This window comes from Kiloniella laminariae (genome assembly GCF_027214005.1).
GTDB lineage: Bacteria > Pseudomonadota > Alphaproteobacteria > Kiloniellales > Kiloniellaceae > Kiloniella > Kiloniella laminariae_A.
The window spans coordinates 514,694-531,169 of sequence record NZ_JAPWGY010000003.1; the positions used below are offsets into that span (position 1 = coordinate 514,694).

The following is a 16,476-nucleotide window of genomic DNA, read 5'->3' on the forward strand; positions in this document are numbered from 1 at the left end:
CACTCTGCTAATCAGGTTGATCAGGCTGGTTCGACCAGCATCCGGCCGCGCATCTCCATATGGAGGGCGTGGCAGAACCACTGGCAATAGAACCAGTGCACACCGGGCCGATCAGCAATGAAGGTGGCCGAGGCGGTCTGTTGCGGACTGATTTCGAAGGCGATGCCGTAGTTGGCAAGGGTAAAGCCATGAGTGAGGTCTTCAACGTCATCCAGGTTGGTGATGACGATGGTGACTTCATCACCCTGTTTGACGGTGAATTTCTCAAGGCTGAACTCTGGTGCTACCGAGGTCATATACACCCGTACCTTGTTGCCATCACGAACAACGTCCTGGCAGTCTTCCGGGTCAATTCCGTCAGCCTTGGCCATGGCAATGGTATCGGCAAAGGTCGGATCGTCCCGTTTGTAGATATGAGCAGGATTCACAACGGATCGGTGAACAAGAATACAGTCATGGGGTTCGGCAAAGGTCGGACCATCATGAACGATTTTCATTTCATCACCGGAAATGTCGATTAATTGCTCATTCTCAGGTTTCAGCGGTCCGACATTTATGTAGCGATCTTTTGAGAATTTATTTAGTGATATCAGCCATTTACCGTCAGCTTCAGAAGTTTCGCCCATAGTGGTCGAGTTATGGCCGGGTTGATATTGAACATCGATTTTCTGAATGATGGGGTCAACTTCTTCGCCTTTATAGGCCCGGATTGCTTTGCTGATGTCCCACTTGGCAATCTGGCTGTCGAGGAAGAGAGTTGTATAGGCGAAACCACGGTTATCGAAAGCAGTATGAAGCGGGCCAAGTCCCAGTTGTGGTTCAGCGACAATGGCGTCTCTTGGGGCAATTTTACCTTCGAAGACATCGTCCAGAAGCTCAACGTCGATCACTGACACTGTTGGTGACAGCTTGCCATTGATCACGATGTGGCGCTTGTCCGGTGCTGCATTCACGCCATGGGGGCTGTTTGATATTGGAATGTAGGTTGTTAGTGGAGAACCTTTGCGACCATCGACAACAGGTACCCCTCCTTCATAAACCTCATAATCACCCTTTGCGACAGCCTCCTCGATGCGTTTGATATTGAAAACAACACAGTGGTCCTGCTCTGAGGATGTCATTTCGGCAAGTGTGGTTCCCTCTTCAGAGTTATAACAAGAGGAGATGGCATACTTGCCCTGGTAATCGGCATCAACGTTGTCGAGGTTCCCACTGACCTTGACCTGCCATTTGACTTCCATTGTGTCGCCGTCGATGGCACTGAATATAGCAACGTATTTACTTGGGTCATCCAGAACAGAGCCGTCGTTTGGCAAAGGAATTCTGTGTTCGCCGTTGGCAAAAATGTATCCGGTGCGTGGGTATTTTTGCGGGCGCAGACCATGAATATCAGACGCGTTCGGAATTTCGATGACTTTATCGACCTTCATGATGTCACAGCGAACACGGGCTACGCGAGTGTTGGCTTTGTCATTCATGAAGAGATAACGGCCATCGTATGCTCCGTCGGTAAAGGACATGTGCGGGTGATGCAGATCCCCGTTCATGTAGTCCCCGCCACGGGTCTCAAGGAACTTTTTTGTTTTTGGCAGCAGGTTTTCGGTCAGAATCTTTTTACTCTCGTTGGTCAAGCCCCAACCTGTGGCAGAACAACGGTTGAAAACCGGCACACGCATCAGTTCACGCATGGAAGGCAAGCCAAGAATACGCAATTCACCAGCCTGGCCGGATGACCAGAAGCCGTAATATTCGTCGAGTTGCCCCGGTTCAACGGCGGCGAGGTTATTGCCGGAAGCCTGGGCGGCTGTCGGGAGGCCGCTGACAACAGCGGCTCCTGTTGCTGCGCCGACACCGGCAATGGTGGCCAACTTGGCAGAACCACCTAATAGATCTCTTCTGGACAGGCCTTTATTTTCAGACATGTCTGTGCTCCTCTTTAATGTGCCGGTCTGTCGCTTGTCTCACCACTCAACAGGCCTGGCGGGTAGTCACCCCTACGGTGACGGCTCGGCTGCTTCGGGTTTTTGTCGACCCGAAGCAGCTTTGTCCTATTTGCCTTTGGCAGAAAGGACAGCTTGTTTCTTGTCATCTACCCCGATGAAATCGGGGATCTCGGCAGCGGGACACCCTCCCTTGATTAGCTCTGCGCTTTTGCTTTGCATGTCCTGAAGCCGTTCGCTGCGTTTGCGCTTCTGCACCATGGGCGGGCAGCGATGATCGTCGTGATAGACGACCTGACAGTGCAGGCAATAGAGACACTCATTCGGGTTGATTTCGCCTGTGGGGTGGATTGCCTGGACCATGCATTCCTTGGCGCAGGTCTGGCAGGGTTTTCCACAGTCTTTCGGATGCCGTTTCAGCCATTCGAACATGCGCATGCGTCCGGGGATCGCCAGGGCGGCGCCAAGTGGACAGAGATAACGACAATAGAATCTTTCGACAAATAGTCCGGCGGCCAACAGGCTGATTGCAAAGAGCACCCAGGGCCATTCGCGGGCAAATTTGAGAATGATGGCTGTTTTGAAGGGTTCAATCTCAGCCCAATGTTCTGCATCCTGCAAAGAGTAGAGTGAGAGGCCAAACAGTGCGAGGAAGATGATATATTTTAAGGGCCAGAGGCGTTCGTGCAGTCCCCAGGGCAGCTCAAACTGAGGGACTTTGCAGCGTTTGGCAATCTGGTTCACCAGTTCTTGCAAGGCACCAAAGGGACAAAGCCAACCGCAATAGGCACCACGACCCCAGAATAGTAATCCGCCAGCAACAGAGAGCCAAAGCAGGAAGATCAGGGGCTCCATCAAGAAATAGTTCCAGCTGAAGTCAGTCAGAAGGGCGTTGAAGAAAGTCAGGACGTTGACAACAGACAATTGGGCCTGGGCATAGAAGCCAACAAAAAACAGGGTAAAGGTCAGAAAGCTGTTCCGGGTCCAGACAAGCAGGCGCGGATGTTTGACCAGCCAATCCTGGAAGAAGAAGATAACAGTCAGTACCGCGAGCGCGAGGGACAGTGCGCCAATTTCAAGTTGTTTCAGATCCCACATGCGTTTCCAGAGCGCGGTGCGACTGGCATCTTCTGATTGATCTGTCGCTGTGACTTCTGGGCTGATTGCTGCGGGAAGAACGGGAGCCAGTTTCTCGACTTTGACATAGCTGGCGGGCAGGTCATAGCTCAGATCAAAGGCAAGGAATACTTTCTTGATAGCGCCAACTTCGCGGTTGGCCAGAAGCTCGATTCTAAAGGTTTCAGCCGGGTTGAAAGGAACGTTGGTCGGAATTCTGAAAATACCGATTTCCTTGAAAGCCGGAGAGCCTTCTGCTTCGAGATCGCCGATACGGGTATGAAGTTTATCGCGGAATCGAACGCTGTTTTCGCCCTGAATCAGCTGGAAGCGGTCAAAAATTCCACCGCGAACATAGCCTGATCCCTTGAAAGAATACCGGCCATTGGCAAAAACCATTATCGCTTCCTGTCCTGGCTCCAGGCTGGCAAGAAGGTTCTGGTATTCGGCTTCGCCAAGCAGGGTTCGTCCGATAACAGGAACAGAAACCGGGGCAAGATAGAGGTCGATGTAGGTTTCTTCGGGATCACCTTTTTCCGGTCTTTTGGCGGCAACAGGATCACCGGATTCAGCAAAGGCGGCATTGATTCCGCCAAGGCTGATAACCCGGTGTCTGACGGCACCGTTACCAAGCAGGGTTTCCCAGTCCACGGGTGTTGTCTGGCTCAGGTCTACAGTTCTGCGTTCGCTCGGCTGCTGCTCGACAGCCGCACTCAATCCGCCAATGCCGATATGGCGGGCAAATTTGATGGCAGAACGGAAAATTGAATCCTCGATCACCATAATTGTGACGGTCGCACCGCTGATCATGTCCACTTCGCCGGTATCCCGGCCTTTTCCTGTACGGGCTATGGTGTCAATGCCAGTGTAGCCAGCCATAAAGTTGGTGATCTTTTTTTCCGGAATTCCGATCAGCACGATGGGTTCGCTGTGTTTAACCAGTTTTGTACCGGTAATCACGCCCTTGAGATCAATGCCGACCATGACGTGAATGGGTTTGCCGGAATAGCCTGTCGCATTGACAAAATCGGTATTGAGATAGGCAAAACCAACTTCTTCGCCATCAGCAATGATTTTGGCATAGGGGGGTGTCGCCGCAACCGGTTCGAGACTGCTGGCGCCAGGGAAAAGCTCTTCTGCGATGATTTCGTTGCTATAGCGGGCAAAATTACCGCCGGACGGAGCGGCATAACTTTTACTTTCCGCCAAGCCTGGTGCAGTCAGAACAAACAATAAACTTAAGGACACCAGCAGGGCGACAACGGCATGAACAAGGACCGTGCCTTGTGAGAAAACAGGCGTTAGGGCAGCTGTGTCTGAGCCTTGGTGTAAATTTTTAGTATCTTGAGCCCACGCCTTTTGGTCTGGCACGCGACAACTCCCTTCGCATCCATTAAGTCCTGACAGAGCGATATTCTGCCTGTCACAGGGGCTTGCCCTTGATGTAGGTCAATAAACGAAAAAAGAAGTGCTTCAGGTGAATGTTATGGCGGCTGCGCGCGATTGGGGGGAAGAAGTATTGTGTAACCGTTTTCTTCTCGCTTAACCCTCTACCCCATATGGGTAAAAGGGCAGAGGGGGAAGGTTTTGAGTCGGTTTGATTGCTGCAACAGAGAAATTACGCACTAATGGCGATATCTTTGGCATCCTTAAAATATCGGCAAGGAATCCGGCTCTGTGAATCAGCAAGAGCGAATTCAGGGGCGTAGGCTGCCTGAAAGAACCAGTTGTGTGAGCTGATCAAGAATTGCCTTAAGGTATGGGCGGAGGAGGTCAGCCTTGGCCTTGTCATAGTCAAAGGGGATCTGTTCCCCTGCCAGATGGGTCGCCTGGGTCAGTTCCATCTGGATTGCGTGAATTCCGGTTTTTGGCTGTCCATAATGACGTGTTGTCCAGCCACCCTTGAAGCGCCCGTTAAGAACAGTGGTAAAGTCTTCTGCCTTTTGACAAATACCTTGAACTGTCTGTTCAATCAGAGGGTGACAGGTTTCACCATTATTTGTGCCGATATTAAAATCTGGCAGCTTGCCATCAAAGAGAAAGGGAATATGCGAGCGGATTGAGTGACAGTCATATAGAATGGCTGAGCCATGAATCTGGCGAACCCGTTCCAGTTCGCTGGCAAGTGTTTCATGATAGGGACCATGGAACAGCGTGCGCCTGCGTTCGATTTCATCTGCATCCGGTTCCTGACCTGCCTGATAGATCGGCTGATTATCAAAGTCTGTCAGCGGGCAGAGACTAGTGGTGTTCTGTCCGGGATAGAGACTGACTCCACTGGGATCACGGTTGGCATCAATGGCATAGCGGTGAAAGTTGGCTTTGACGATTGTTACTTCTGGTAACAGACCGGTATAGAGCTGATCGATGTGCCAGTCGGTGTCCGTCAGCATTTTCCCGGTTTCATTCAGCTTTTCCAGTATATCTGCGGGGAGCCATGTACCTGTGTGGGGCATACCGAGAACCACAGGACTGTTTCCCCTTGTCACGGTTACAACAGCTGGGGTCGAAGGATGTGAACTGGAAGAGGGCATAAGGAACCTCGCTTGCAAACGGGCTTGATCAGGGTGAACTTTTTAGTATTATGTCTGCACATAATACTTTGTCAAGATGATGACCGGAGAAGCAGAGTGAGACATTTGTGGGCGGAGCAGGCCCTGACCGACAGAGGCTGGGAAAAAAACGTTCGGGTAACCATTGGCGTTGATGGCGTAATCTCAACTGTGGAAGCAAATTGCCCCGCTCCGCAGTCTGTTGCCGAGGGCGAGAGCTTTGGAATTCTCCTGCCGGCCCCAACCAATCTCCACAGCCATGCTTTCCAGCGCGCTCTTGCTGGTATGACAGAGACCCGTGGACAGGATCCACGCGACAGTTTCTGGACCTGGCGCAAGCTGATGTACCGTTTTCTTGACCATCTGACACCGGATGACATTGAAGCCATCACGGGCTTTGTTCAGATGGAGATGCTGGAAGCCGGATATGCTGCGGCTTGTGAGTTTCACTATGTCCATCACCAAGCTGGCGGTATTTCCTATGACGATATAGGGGAACTTTCCAGTCGCGTGATCGCTGCCACGGCTGAAACCGGGATTGGCCTGACCCTATTGCCGGTGCTTTACGAACACGGAGGCTGTGATGGTCGTGTACTTGGACCGGGGCAAATCCGTTTTGGCAATAGTCCTGAACGTTTCCAGAAGCTGTTTGAGGCTGCTGGCAAGGCGCTTGATGTCTTGCCCGATGATAGCCGCTTGGGTGTTGCGCCGCATTCCCTGCGCGCGGTTAGTCAGGAAGGGCTGACTTTTGCAGCGGGCCTGGCTCCGAAGGCTCCGCTGCATATGCACATTGCAGAGCAAACTGCCGAAATCGAGGAAATTCAGGCGGCATGGGGCAAGCGCCCGATGGAATGGCTGCTTGAAAACCACGAGGTTGATAATCGCTGGTGTCTGATCCATTCAACCCATATGGAGCCGCACGAAACTGAAGGGCTAGCCAGATCAGGTGCCGTAGCCGGGCTTTGTCCGATCACCGAGTCCAGTCTTGGGGACGGAATTTTTGACGGCGTACGCTATCTGGCTGCAGGCGGGAAATTCGGGATCGGCTCTGACTCCAATATCCGGATTTCCCTGGCGGAAGAGCTGCGCACACTGGAGTATTCCCAACGGTTACGCGATCGGGGCCGTGCGGTACTGGCAACAGCAACACAGTCAACCGGACGCGTGCTGCTTGAGGGAGCAGCCTTGGGGGGAGCCCAGGCCGGGCAACGGAATGCAGGGGTTCTGAAAGCGGGCAAGACGGCAGATATTTTTGCGCTGGATGCCAATGCAGTGGATCTGCTTGGGAAAGAGGGGGATGCGCTGCTGGACAGCTATATCTTTGCTGGCGATGACCGAATGATTACCGATGTCTGGTCAGCGGGCCGTCATCTGGTAAAAGAAGGACGGCACATCAAGCACGATCTGCTGGTTGAACGTTACAAAAAGACAATGAAATCGCTTAGGGACAGAGTTTGACGCTATCGGAGATCAACAGCTGGCAGACGATCAAGGCGGAGGTGATGCGCCGTATCGTCGAGCGTGTCTGGCTGCCGGGAGATCAGATACCGAATGAGGTTGATCTGGCCGAGGAATTTGGCTGTGCCAGGGCCACTGTCAATCGTGCGTTGCGCGAGGTGGCAGAAGCCGGACTTGTCGAGCGACGGCGCAAGGCAGGAACCCGTGTTGCGCTGAACCCGACACGCAAGGCAACACTTGAAATTCCCATTACCCGTCTGGAAGTTGAGCAGCGCGGGTGGCGTTGGCGTCATGTAATCCTCGAACGAGAGGAAACCTTGCCGCCAGCTGTCGTAACAACAAGGCTCGGCCTGTCTGACAAGATTCCGATGCTGCATGTTCGCACCCTGCACTATGCAGATAACAGCCCCTTTCTGTATGAGGATCGCTGGGTCAACATCTCGGCCATTGAAGCAATCCGGTCTGTCAATTTTCAGTCTATTGATGCCAATGAATGGCTGGTGCAAAACGCGCCTTTTACCCGTGGAGACATCACTTTTTCAGCAGCGAATGCCACGGAACTTGAGGCCGAGCTACTGGAAGCAAAAAAAGGGGCGGCAATTTTCGTAATAGACCGCACAACATGGAACGGTGATATTCCAGTTACCCTTGTCCGTCTGGCCTATGCACCGGGATACCGAGTCCATACGGAACTATAAAAACTATATCCATCTTAGGATTGAGGCACTGGCGTTGAAGGCATCAGCTCATCAGCAAGAAGTTCTTCAATAAAAAAGCTGAGAAGCTGTGGGCGTCCTGATACCGAGGCCTTCCTGTAGATCGCGTTACACTGTGCCTTGATTGTCCCCTCACGTGTCTGGCGAAGCTGGGCAATGTCAGAAAACGACAGCCCCTTGATCAGAAAGAGGGCAACCTCGCGCTCGGCAGGGGTCAAGGTCCATTCGATAAAATACTGGTCCAGCATCTGGGCAAATGCGCCTGAGGCGATCCTGAGTTGCTCTTCCATCCGGCGCTGCCGATACAGCACGCGTTTTATCTCTGTCGCGGTGAAAGCCACGCTGATGCTCATGGCGACGACGACAAAAAATTCGGTAACATCGTGGTCCAGCCCCGGGAAGTGTTGACTGGCGAAGAACTGATCTCCCAGGGCATCAGACAGGAAAAAAAGCGTGCCGCTGATCTGGACAAACAAAAGTATCCAGAGCATCACACGCCGATTGAATACAGGATTGGCAGGGCCGGGTGATGTGCTGGACATGAATGACCTTCTTCTCGCAGTTACCTGTTTTTTCCAATAATCTCCGGCATTTCTTTTACGCCGGTTATCATCGCTTTTACCAGATTGATTTTAGAGCGTTTGGTTTCCCAGACAACGCCGAGAAGGTGAAATATTACGGAAAGCATTGTATAATTTGCCAAAAATTCATGCAGTTCCTCAAGCCATTTCATGCCCCAGAAAAAAACGGTTTCAGAAAGAATACCAGTCAGACTCAACAGGGCGAGAGAGCCAAGAAGGTTCAGCACCATCAGTGCCCCAAGCGGGTTGTGGCCGACATGATTTTCTTGGTGCCGGAAAAACTGTCGCTTCAGATGTTCTTTCAGCTGTGTTGACGTCGGCACAAAATTATCAAAACGGGCATGATATGAGCCGATAAAACCCCAGACTATTCTCAAGATAATAAGAATAAGCAGTGCGTACCCCAGCAAGCTGTGCAGCTTGCCACCGTCTTCCGTGACAAAAAAATTGAGCAGGAAAAACAAGGCGGTTGCGCCGTGAAACAAGCGAATAAAAATATCCCATACCTTGATGGATTGCATGGTCGTTCCCCTTGAAAAACAGGGAGCAGCAAGCTGTGCTGCCCCTGATCTGCGTTATTAATCGTCTTCTTTGATCTTGATGACCTTTCCGGTCTGAGGATCGATATAGACTTCATAACGCACGCCGTCTTTCAGGGCATAGGCCTCGAGATAATCATCTTCGTTTTCAATGCTGCGGATTTCATACCCCATGCTTTCCAGCTGTTGGGTGATCTCTGCTTCTGATTTTCCGGCATATTGGCCATCCAGATTGCTGGCGAAAGCGACACCGCCAAGTGTCAGGAGCCCGATTGCTGAATAGAGAATGGTGTGTTTCATGGTTCTGTCCTTTGTAACGAGATATTAAAAAAGTGGTCTCGAGAACAGAACCTGGGGAAGTCGGGGCCATAAACCCATTGGTCAAAGGCTTATATTGCAAGGTTTATATCAAAAGTTTATGCAAGATCCATCGGCTGAAACAGGGACCGGCAAAGGTTTAATCCCGATACACAACAGATAATTTGCGGGAAAATTTACTCTGTTTTCCAACCAGGCTTCAGCCCTTACAAGGATCTGAACGCACTCTGAGGTCAGGAGGGACTGCTAAAGAGTAGCGTCCAGAGCCTTGATCAGTTTTTCGATATCGTCCGGGCTGGTGTAGTGGACGAAGGAAACGCGCAGAGCCCCTGCTGCAGGATCGAGATTCATTCCCTCGAAAAGCCGAAAGGAATAGAAGTGGCCCCCGGCAGCCATGATGCCATGCTTCGCCAATTTTTCTGCTGCAGCACGACCGCCTCCTTTAACGACCATAGAAATCGTCGGTGCCCTGTCCGTCGGCGTATCGGGACCAAGGAGCCTGACATCGTTGCGGTTGCGGATATATTCGAGCAAGGGCGCCATCAGGGCTTTTTCCTGGGCCTGGAATAGATCGTGGATCTGGTGTCCCCGCCTTGCCGCGTCCGGCTGATCCTTGAAGTGGTGTGTATGAACCGCATCAAAATAGTCGATAATGCCACCAGATGCCGCGATCTGGGCATGATCTGGCCCGGCCGGGGTGAGGCGTTTATGAACAAGGTCTGCATTGAAAAAATGGCCCTGATTGGCTAGGGCTTCCCGGGTTTCTTTCCGGACAACCATTAAGCCCTGATGCGGGCCAAAGGTTTTATAAAGTGAAAACAGGTAAATATCAGCTTCGAGAGCCTTGACATCAGGAAAGCCGTGTCCTGCATAAGAAACCCCATCAACCACGACACGGGCACCGACAGCATGTGCCCGACGGGTAATTTCTGCAACAGGGTTGACCTGCGCAATAATGTTCGAACAGTGTGGAAAGGTTACCAGACGGGTTTTGTCGCCAAGGAGCTGGTCGAGGACTTCTAGATCTAGATAACCGGTTTGTGGATCGACCTGCCATTCCCGAATGACAATCCCGCTTTCGGATAAGCGGCGCCAGGAACCGGAATTGGCCTCGTGATCCTGATTGGTGACAATGATTTCGTCTCCGGGTTGCAAGATCGCCCGAAAGGCCTGGGCCAGAACATAGGTGTTCTGGCTGGTGGACGGACCAAGATCTATCTCGTCTTCTCCAACATTTAGATAGGAGGCGAGCCTGCTTAACGCCTGATCCATTTCCTGCCCAGCCCGTTCAGAAGCAGGAAAGGGGTGGTAGGGCTGTAACTTGGTTTGCCGATAATAGCGGTTCAGATGCTCAATCACCTGGGTACAGGCATAAGATCCGCCCGCATTCTCGAAAAAGGACCAGTTTTGCAAAGAAGGTTCTTCAAAAGCAGGGAACTGGGCGCGGATAAAATCGAGATCAAGGCGGGTCATGAAAAGCTCGCGGGACAGGAAAGGGGAAGGCACGATCTGTTGATCGTGGACGCAGAGCCATTATCAAACAGTCTTTTTCTGCTTTGCGTCAAGTCATTCCGCTACCCAGCTTTTCAGCCTCGGCCTTCAGATACTTACACTGAATGATAGAATTTATTAATAAAGCAGAAAGTATTATGACCGCTTGCGTTTGCCCTGAGGCGGGAAACCAAGCCTGATATTAACACCTGATATTAAGGACGACATATATTTACCATGACGAGATTCTTCGAATGAGCATAGTGTCTGGCCTTACAACAGCAGAAAATCCGTTGTATTTGCCAAAACAGACGATCGCTTTTTTTGACTCGGATAAATGCCTGGTCGGTTGTAATGCTGATTTCCAGATGTTTCTTGGTCTGCCCTTGATGCTTGTTCAGGCAGGAACTCCGATGGTTCAGATTCTGAAACATTGTTTGGGGGAAGAAGGGGCCGCTACTGGACCTGCCGTTAGGGATCAAGGCAGAAGCAGTGGCCTTGAACGGTGCCAGGAGCTTTTTGGCAAACAGCAGCCGGTGGTGATCCTGCTGCAAACGAAGAAACTGGTGCAGCTGACAACTGCCGATCTGTCCGGAGGTGGGCTTAGCCTAGTTGCAACAGATGCGACCCCCTACTGTGCGGGGGGGCTGGAAACCGTCGCTGCCAAGTTAAAGGTTGTGGTGGAGAGTATCAGTCAGGGAATATCCCTGTTTGATCATAATCTTGATCTGGTTCTCTGGAATGAACGTTTTTGTGAAGTGATGGAGTTCCCCCCTGAACAGCTCAGGCCGGGAATCCCCCTGTCGGAACTGTTTCGTTTTAATGCGGAAAGAGGGGAATATGGCGCTGGCGATGTCGAGCTGCTGGTAGCGGATCGCATGGAGCTGGCAGCCCGGTTCAAATCACATCGATTTATCCGAAAATTGCGAGACGGCCGGGTGATAGAAATTTCTGGTCATCCCGTGTCTGACGGTTTTGTCACGACCTATACCGATATAACCGAACAGCATAAATCAGCAGCAGCTTTGGCCGAAGCCAACAGGCAGCTGGAACAGCGGGTCAGTTTGCGCACGCGAGAACTGGAACAGGAGCTGGATAACCGGATCAAGACAGAACAACGTCTGTTACAGACCATGGAGCAGGAGCAGCTGGCAAATCGGGCCAAAACTGAGTTTCTGGCAAATATGAGCCACGAACTGCGTACACCCCTGAACTGTATTATCGGTTTCTCGGAGCTGCTGAAGAAGCAAATATTCGGACCTTTGGGGCAAGAGCGCTATGTTGAATATTGTACGGACATTAATTCTGCCGGGGTTCACCTGCTTGAGGTTCTGAATGATGTTCTTGATGTCTCAAAGCTCGAAGCCGGAGAAATCGAGTTGCGTGAGGTCAGCTTTGACCTGGGAGAAATCACCCAGGCCAGTATCCAGATTGTGGCAACGCGGGCTGAGAATAGCAATATTGCGATAGATACCCGTTTTCCCATAGACCTTCCGCTTCTTTTTGCTGATCCCCGCCGCGTTAAGCAGGTCCTGATCAATCTGCTTTCCAATGCCGTCAAGTTTACTCCTGAGGGCGGAAAAATAGAGGTTTCCGCATCGGCCTCGCGCCAGAGTGGTTTGCTGCTCACGGTGCGGGATACAGGGATCGGGATTGCCGTGAAAGATCTGAAGCGGGTTATGGAGCCCTTTGTACAGGCGGGGGACAGTCTGACCCGCAAGCAGGAAGGCACCGGACTGGGTCTGCATATCGTGGGCAACCTTATGGAAATGCACGGAGGAACGATCGAACTGGAAAGTGAACCAGGTGAGGGAACGACGGTTACATTGTTTTTCCCTAAAGAACGCTTGAGGTATGACCCGTTGGATAAATCTCAAAAAGCGGGGCATGCAGAAGAGCAGCCACAAATTGACCGCCTTCTGCATTAGAAAACCTGAATTTTATTTTGCCGGGTCTTTGATCACCAGGGTGGATTGACGGGTTCTGTCAACAACCAACTGGGTTATGTCCGGGCGGGAGTAGTGCCCGGCAGGATCAAAATTCTGGCGTTCCCGGCGGACCATCCGATGATCAATGGTTGCCACGGCCAGACGCTCTTCCCCAATGATCGGCTCAATCACCCACTGTCCATCCGGTCCCATCAGGCAGGTCCCACCATTGGCAAGCAGCCCCCTGGTCTCATTCCCCATGATCAGATCCCGGTGAGGAACATCGGCAGGAATGTCTTCGATCCGCATCAAACCACAGACCGACATGACATAGGAACGGGATTCCTTGGCGATAAAGCCAGGTAGATCGTGGGTGTTGTGGGAGCCGCCGGGCCAACAGGAAAAATGCAGATCTTCGCCCTGCGCGTAAAGCGAGGCCCGGGCCAGCGGCATCCAGTTTTCCCAGCAGTTCAGGCCGCCAACAGTAAAGCTGCCGAGAGGGTGGGTGCGCAGGCCATGTCCGTCCCCCGCCGCCCAGCAAAGACGCTCTTCATAGGTTGGCATCAGTTTGCGATGAACCGAGCCGATCTGGCCTTGTTTGTCGATATAGACCAGTGTGCAATAGAGGCTGTGGCCACCCCGATCCAGGGGGCGTTCCATTATGCCGACATAGATCGCAATCCCGCGATCTTTTGCCAAAGCGCAAAGCGGGGCGAGATCACCCCGTTCGATACAGACGCCTTCGTCGAGGTAGCGGGCATGGATCTCTTTCTGGATATCCGAGTTGAAGCGGGCACCGTCGGTACGATCCAGCCAGAATGGATAGCCCGGCGCCAAGGCTTCGCCAAAGCCGACGAGATCACAGCCCTGATCCGCGGCCTGTGAAGCATAGTCAGAAATCTTTGCCAATGTGGCGTCTCGATTGAGCCAGACAGGGGTGATCTGGGCAAGGCCAACAGTGAGGAGATCTTTATTGGAGGCGTTCAGGGCAGTCATCTTTTTCTTCCACAGGATTAATGTCGTGGAGAAGTTTAGATGCAGGTTCGAGTAGAGATCAAAGCCAGATGACGGGCGACAGAACGAATAGCGCAAGAATGTGAAAAGGCGGCAGGATATCCTGCCGCCTTTGGAAGAAGGGTCTGTCAGGGGTGAAATCAAACTGCCAGAGAAGCCCCGCTTTGAGGTTTTTCATATCGCTGCAAATTGTGCTCGAATTCATGCAAGCGGCGATAGATCGAGCGTAACTCGGTGATGGTTGTCCAATTTTGTAAGAAGAGAGAGAAACTGCCATGAACTTTTTGGAATGCGTTGGATACTTGCACCATTACTCCAAGTAAAATCGCGCCAGTAAACAGGCTCGGTCCCATGATCAGGTAAGGAACGATAATCATAAATTGATCGTAACTATTGAGCCAGACATCAAAATATCCGTAGTGCCAGTAGAGCCGCCTGTAGTTAAAGCGAACTCCGGTAAATAACTCGAACAGACTTTCTTGATTTGCATAGATAGCCTTGTTGTCTTCAGCTAAAACCAGTTGTTTTCTGAATGCAGCTTCCACACGTTGATTATTATATTCGAGTCCAGGCAGCTTTATTCCGACAAACCAGGAAATTGCCATGCCACCGAGGGAGACGAGAAGGGCGAGCCAAACCAATGACCCCTCTATGTCACGGAAAACCGGGATATCAACTTTTTCACTTAGGTCCCAAAGGATGGGAAGGAAAGCAATAAGAGTCATGACTGCCCGGATAATTTGTAAGCCGAGTGATTCAACAATTCGGGCAAAGCGATTACAGTCTTCCTGGATACGCTGGGAGGCACCCTCTATCTCTTCTTCGACGATGCGCCAACGAGGGATGAAATTAAATGTCATAGCCTCCCTCCACGATAAGCCGTACATCCGGGTGAACCAGGCTGTTACAGTTGCAAGGATAATGTACGGAGTAGCGAGGACGAAAAACGAAGGCTCACCTTCAAATCCATTTATCACATAATCAATGCTAATGATATTATCGTAAAAAAGAGTGACCCCTTCTGCTGGTTTCTCGTAATAGTCCTTTGCATTTTGCAAAAGATCATAGAAGCGGCCATACCAAGCATTAAAAGCCACAGTGAACTGAACCTGTACCCATAGAGATATGATAAGGATCGCTCCACCGCCATAGGCCCAGAGGGCCCATTCCTTGGATTTGAAGAAGCTGTGAAACATGGATTTCTTTCTCTTGAGGACTCAAGATTTATGACAGGTGCCATACTGACAAGAAGGTAAGGCGAGATCATGGCAGACGATAGAAGAAGGTATCCTCTGCATCCTTGAGAATACCTTCTGTAGCGGAATGTTTATCACAGGTTTTTACGCGGCTGCGAGTACAAAATCATGAGGACTTTAGTCCATGAGAAAAGGATCAGTCGTTTTGCAGCAGATGCACCAGGCTGGAGGTGTCCCAGCGTTTGCCGCCCCGGCCCTGGACCTGGGCGTAGAACTGGTCGATCAGGTGGGTCACGGGCAGGCGCGCTCCATTGCGCTGGGCCTCTTCAAAACAAATGCCGAGGTCCTTGCGCATCCAGTCAACGGCAAAGCCAAAGTCGAACTTGCCTTCGCACATGGTGCTGCCCCGGTTTTCCATCTGCCAGGAGCCAGCTGCACCTTTGGAGATCACATCGATGACCTTGGCCATATCGAGATTGGCTTTCTGACCGAAATTCATGGCTTCACTCAGCCCCTGAACCAGCCCGGCAATGGCGATCTGATTGACCATCTTGGTGAGCTGCCCTGAGCCAACGGGGCCCATCAGGGTCACCGCGCGGGAAAAACAGTCGGCAACGGGTTTGATGCGGTCAAAACTGGTCTGTTCCCCGCCGCACATAACAGTCAGTACCCCGTTTTCGGCTCCGGCCTGACCACCAGAAACGGGCGCATCAATAAAATGAAGCCCTTGCTCGCGGGCGATGCCATCCAGTTCCCGGGCGACGTCTGCCGAGGCGGTGGTGTGATCCACCAGTACGGCACCGGGTGTCATGCCTGCGAAGATACCGTTTTCGCCGAGGACCACCGACCGCAGATCATCGTCATTGCCAACACAGCAAAAGACGATCTCAGCCCCTTCGGCTGCGCTGCGTGGGGTGTTGGCCTTGTTGCCCTTGTGGGCTTTGACCCAGGCCTCGGCCTTGGACGTGCTGCGGTTGTAGACGGTGACATCATGTCCTTTTGCAGCAAGGTGTCCTGCCATGGGGTAGCCCATAACTCCCAAACCGACGAATGCGACTTTAGCCATGTTTTGTTCCTTCAATCATCCGGGGCGATCTGATCAGGCGCGGGCGCAAAATCAGAAAATCATTTCGGAAAAGAGCTTAGAAACTTGCCGGAGGTGACGCAAGGGAAGCTGAAAATTGTCTGCTTTAAAGAAGGTACAATTTGTACTGCTTAAGGAATTCAGAGTGATTCTTCCAGGACACGGATAAATTTCAGTATCGTCTGGTTTTCCCGTTTGTAGTAGGTCCACTGTCCGTGCCGTTGGGAAGAGACCAGATTGGCCCGCTGCAGGGTTGCCAGATAGAGCGAGGTCGTTGATTGGGAAAGCCCTGCTTTTTCCTGAATCCGCCCGACACATACTCCGTATTCTGCCATGTCGAGAGGTTGCGGCGGAAAATGTTTTTCCGGTTCGCGCAGCCATTGCAGAATAGCCCGTCGGGTCGGGTTGGACAGGGCTTTCAGTATCTCGTTGATTTCCACGCTCATCAGCTTAGAGGGAGTCCATTTAGTGAAAAATTCTGACGGAGATTTGTTCCAGTGAGTGTTTCTCTTGCTACAGGTTGGTGATGCTAATCGCCAATGA

The 16,476-nt window shown here is 51.8% G+C and carries 14 protein-coding genes; 3 read left to right on the forward strand and 11 right to left on the reverse strand.

Going from position 1 to position 16,476, the window contains the following annotated elements:
* Positions 1-20: 20 nt before the first annotated feature.
* From nosZ to hutG, 3 genes are all read right to left on the reverse strand, one after another.
* Positions 21-1,922, reverse strand: coding sequence for a TAT-dependent nitrous-oxide reductase (gene nosZ / locus O4H49_RS11475; RefSeq protein ID WP_269423557.1), 1,902 nt, complete (start codon positions 1,920-1,922; stop codon positions 21-23).
* 126 nt (positions 1,923-2,048) lie between these two features.
* Entirely contained in the window at positions 2,049-4,427 is a 2,379-nt protein-coding gene (locus O4H49_RS11480) for a NosR/NirI family protein (protein ID WP_269423558.1), read from the reverse strand.
* Between the two features lie 326 nt (positions 4,428-4,753).
* Positions 4,754-5,590: an N-formylglutamate deformylase gene (gene hutG, locus O4H49_RS11485; RefSeq protein ID WP_269423559.1), complete on the reverse strand. Its 837-nt coding sequence runs from the start codon at positions 5,588-5,590 to the stop codon at positions 4,754-4,756.
* Between the two features lie 96 nt (positions 5,591-5,686).
* On the opposite strand from hutG, the gene O4H49_RS11490 reads away from it, so the two are divergent.
* Complete coding sequence (locus O4H49_RS11490; RefSeq protein ID WP_269423560.1) at positions 5,687-7,066, forward strand: formimidoylglutamate deiminase; 1,380 nt, start codon at positions 5,687-5,689, stop codon at positions 7,064-7,066.
* A complete protein-coding gene (locus O4H49_RS11495) occupies positions 7,063-7,764 on the forward strand; it encodes a GntR family transcriptional regulator (RefSeq protein ID WP_269423561.1) in 702 nt (233 codons plus the stop codon). Before O4H49_RS11490 ends, O4H49_RS11495 begins: the two co-directional genes overlap by 4 nt.
* A 14-nt stretch (positions 7,765-7,778) precedes the next feature.
* Here O4H49_RS11495 and O4H49_RS11500 read toward each other — a convergent pair whose 3' ends face one another.
* From O4H49_RS11500 to O4H49_RS11515, 4 genes are all read right to left on the reverse strand, one after another.
* On the reverse strand, positions 7,779-8,324 hold the full coding sequence (locus O4H49_RS11500) for a helix-turn-helix transcriptional regulator (RefSeq protein WP_269423562.1): 546 nt from the start codon (positions 8,322-8,324) through the stop codon (positions 7,779-7,781).
* A 20-nt stretch (positions 8,325-8,344) separates the two neighbouring features.
* The gene (locus tag O4H49_RS11505) at positions 8,345-8,884 is read right to left on the reverse strand and encodes a cytochrome b/b6 domain-containing protein (RefSeq protein ID WP_269423563.1); all 540 of its coding nucleotides are present in this window, start codon (positions 8,882-8,884) and stop codon (positions 8,345-8,347) included.
* A gap of 57 nt (positions 8,885-8,941) precedes the next feature.
* Positions 8,942-9,202: a PepSY domain-containing protein gene (locus O4H49_RS11510; protein ID WP_269423564.1), complete on the reverse strand. Its 261-nt coding sequence runs from the start codon at positions 9,200-9,202 to the stop codon at positions 8,942-8,944.
* Between the two features lie 264 nt (positions 9,203-9,466).
* Positions 9,467-10,693, reverse strand: coding sequence for an aminotransferase class V-fold PLP-dependent enzyme (locus tag O4H49_RS11515; protein ID WP_269423565.1), 1,227 nt, complete (start codon positions 10,691-10,693; stop codon positions 9,467-9,469).
* 272 nt (positions 10,694-10,965) lie between these two features.
* Here O4H49_RS11515 and O4H49_RS11520 point away from each other — a divergent pair, with 272 nt between their 5' ends.
* The gene (locus O4H49_RS11520; RefSeq protein ID WP_269423566.1) at positions 10,966-12,639 is read left to right on the forward strand and encodes a PAS-domain containing protein; all 1,674 of its coding nucleotides are present in this window, start codon (positions 10,966-10,968) and stop codon (positions 12,637-12,639) included.
* Between the two features lie 12 nt (positions 12,640-12,651).
* Here the strand turns inward: O4H49_RS11520 and O4H49_RS11525 are convergent, their stop codons facing one another.
* From O4H49_RS11525 to O4H49_RS11540, 4 genes are all read right to left on the reverse strand, one after another.
* Positions 12,652-13,635 (reverse strand): carbon-nitrogen hydrolase family protein, encoded by a 984-nt coding sequence (locus O4H49_RS11525; RefSeq protein WP_269423567.1) that lies wholly within the window; start codon positions 13,633-13,635, stop codon positions 12,652-12,654.
* Between the two features lie 158 nt (positions 13,636-13,793).
* Positions 13,794-14,849, reverse strand: coding sequence for a putative transporter (locus tag O4H49_RS11530; protein ID WP_269423568.1), 1,056 nt, complete (start codon positions 14,847-14,849; stop codon positions 13,794-13,796).
* A 196-nt stretch (positions 14,850-15,045) separates the two neighbouring features.
* Positions 15,046-15,915 (reverse strand): NAD(P)-dependent oxidoreductase, encoded by an 870-nt coding sequence (locus O4H49_RS11535; RefSeq protein WP_269423569.1) that lies wholly within the window; start codon positions 15,913-15,915, stop codon positions 15,046-15,048.
* 158 nt (positions 15,916-16,073) lie between these two features.
* Positions 16,074-16,379, reverse strand: a complete 306-nt coding sequence (locus O4H49_RS11540) for an ArsR/SmtB family transcription factor (RefSeq protein ID WP_269423570.1) — start codon at positions 16,377-16,379, stop codon at positions 16,074-16,076.
* Positions 16,380-16,476 lie beyond the last annotated feature (97 nt).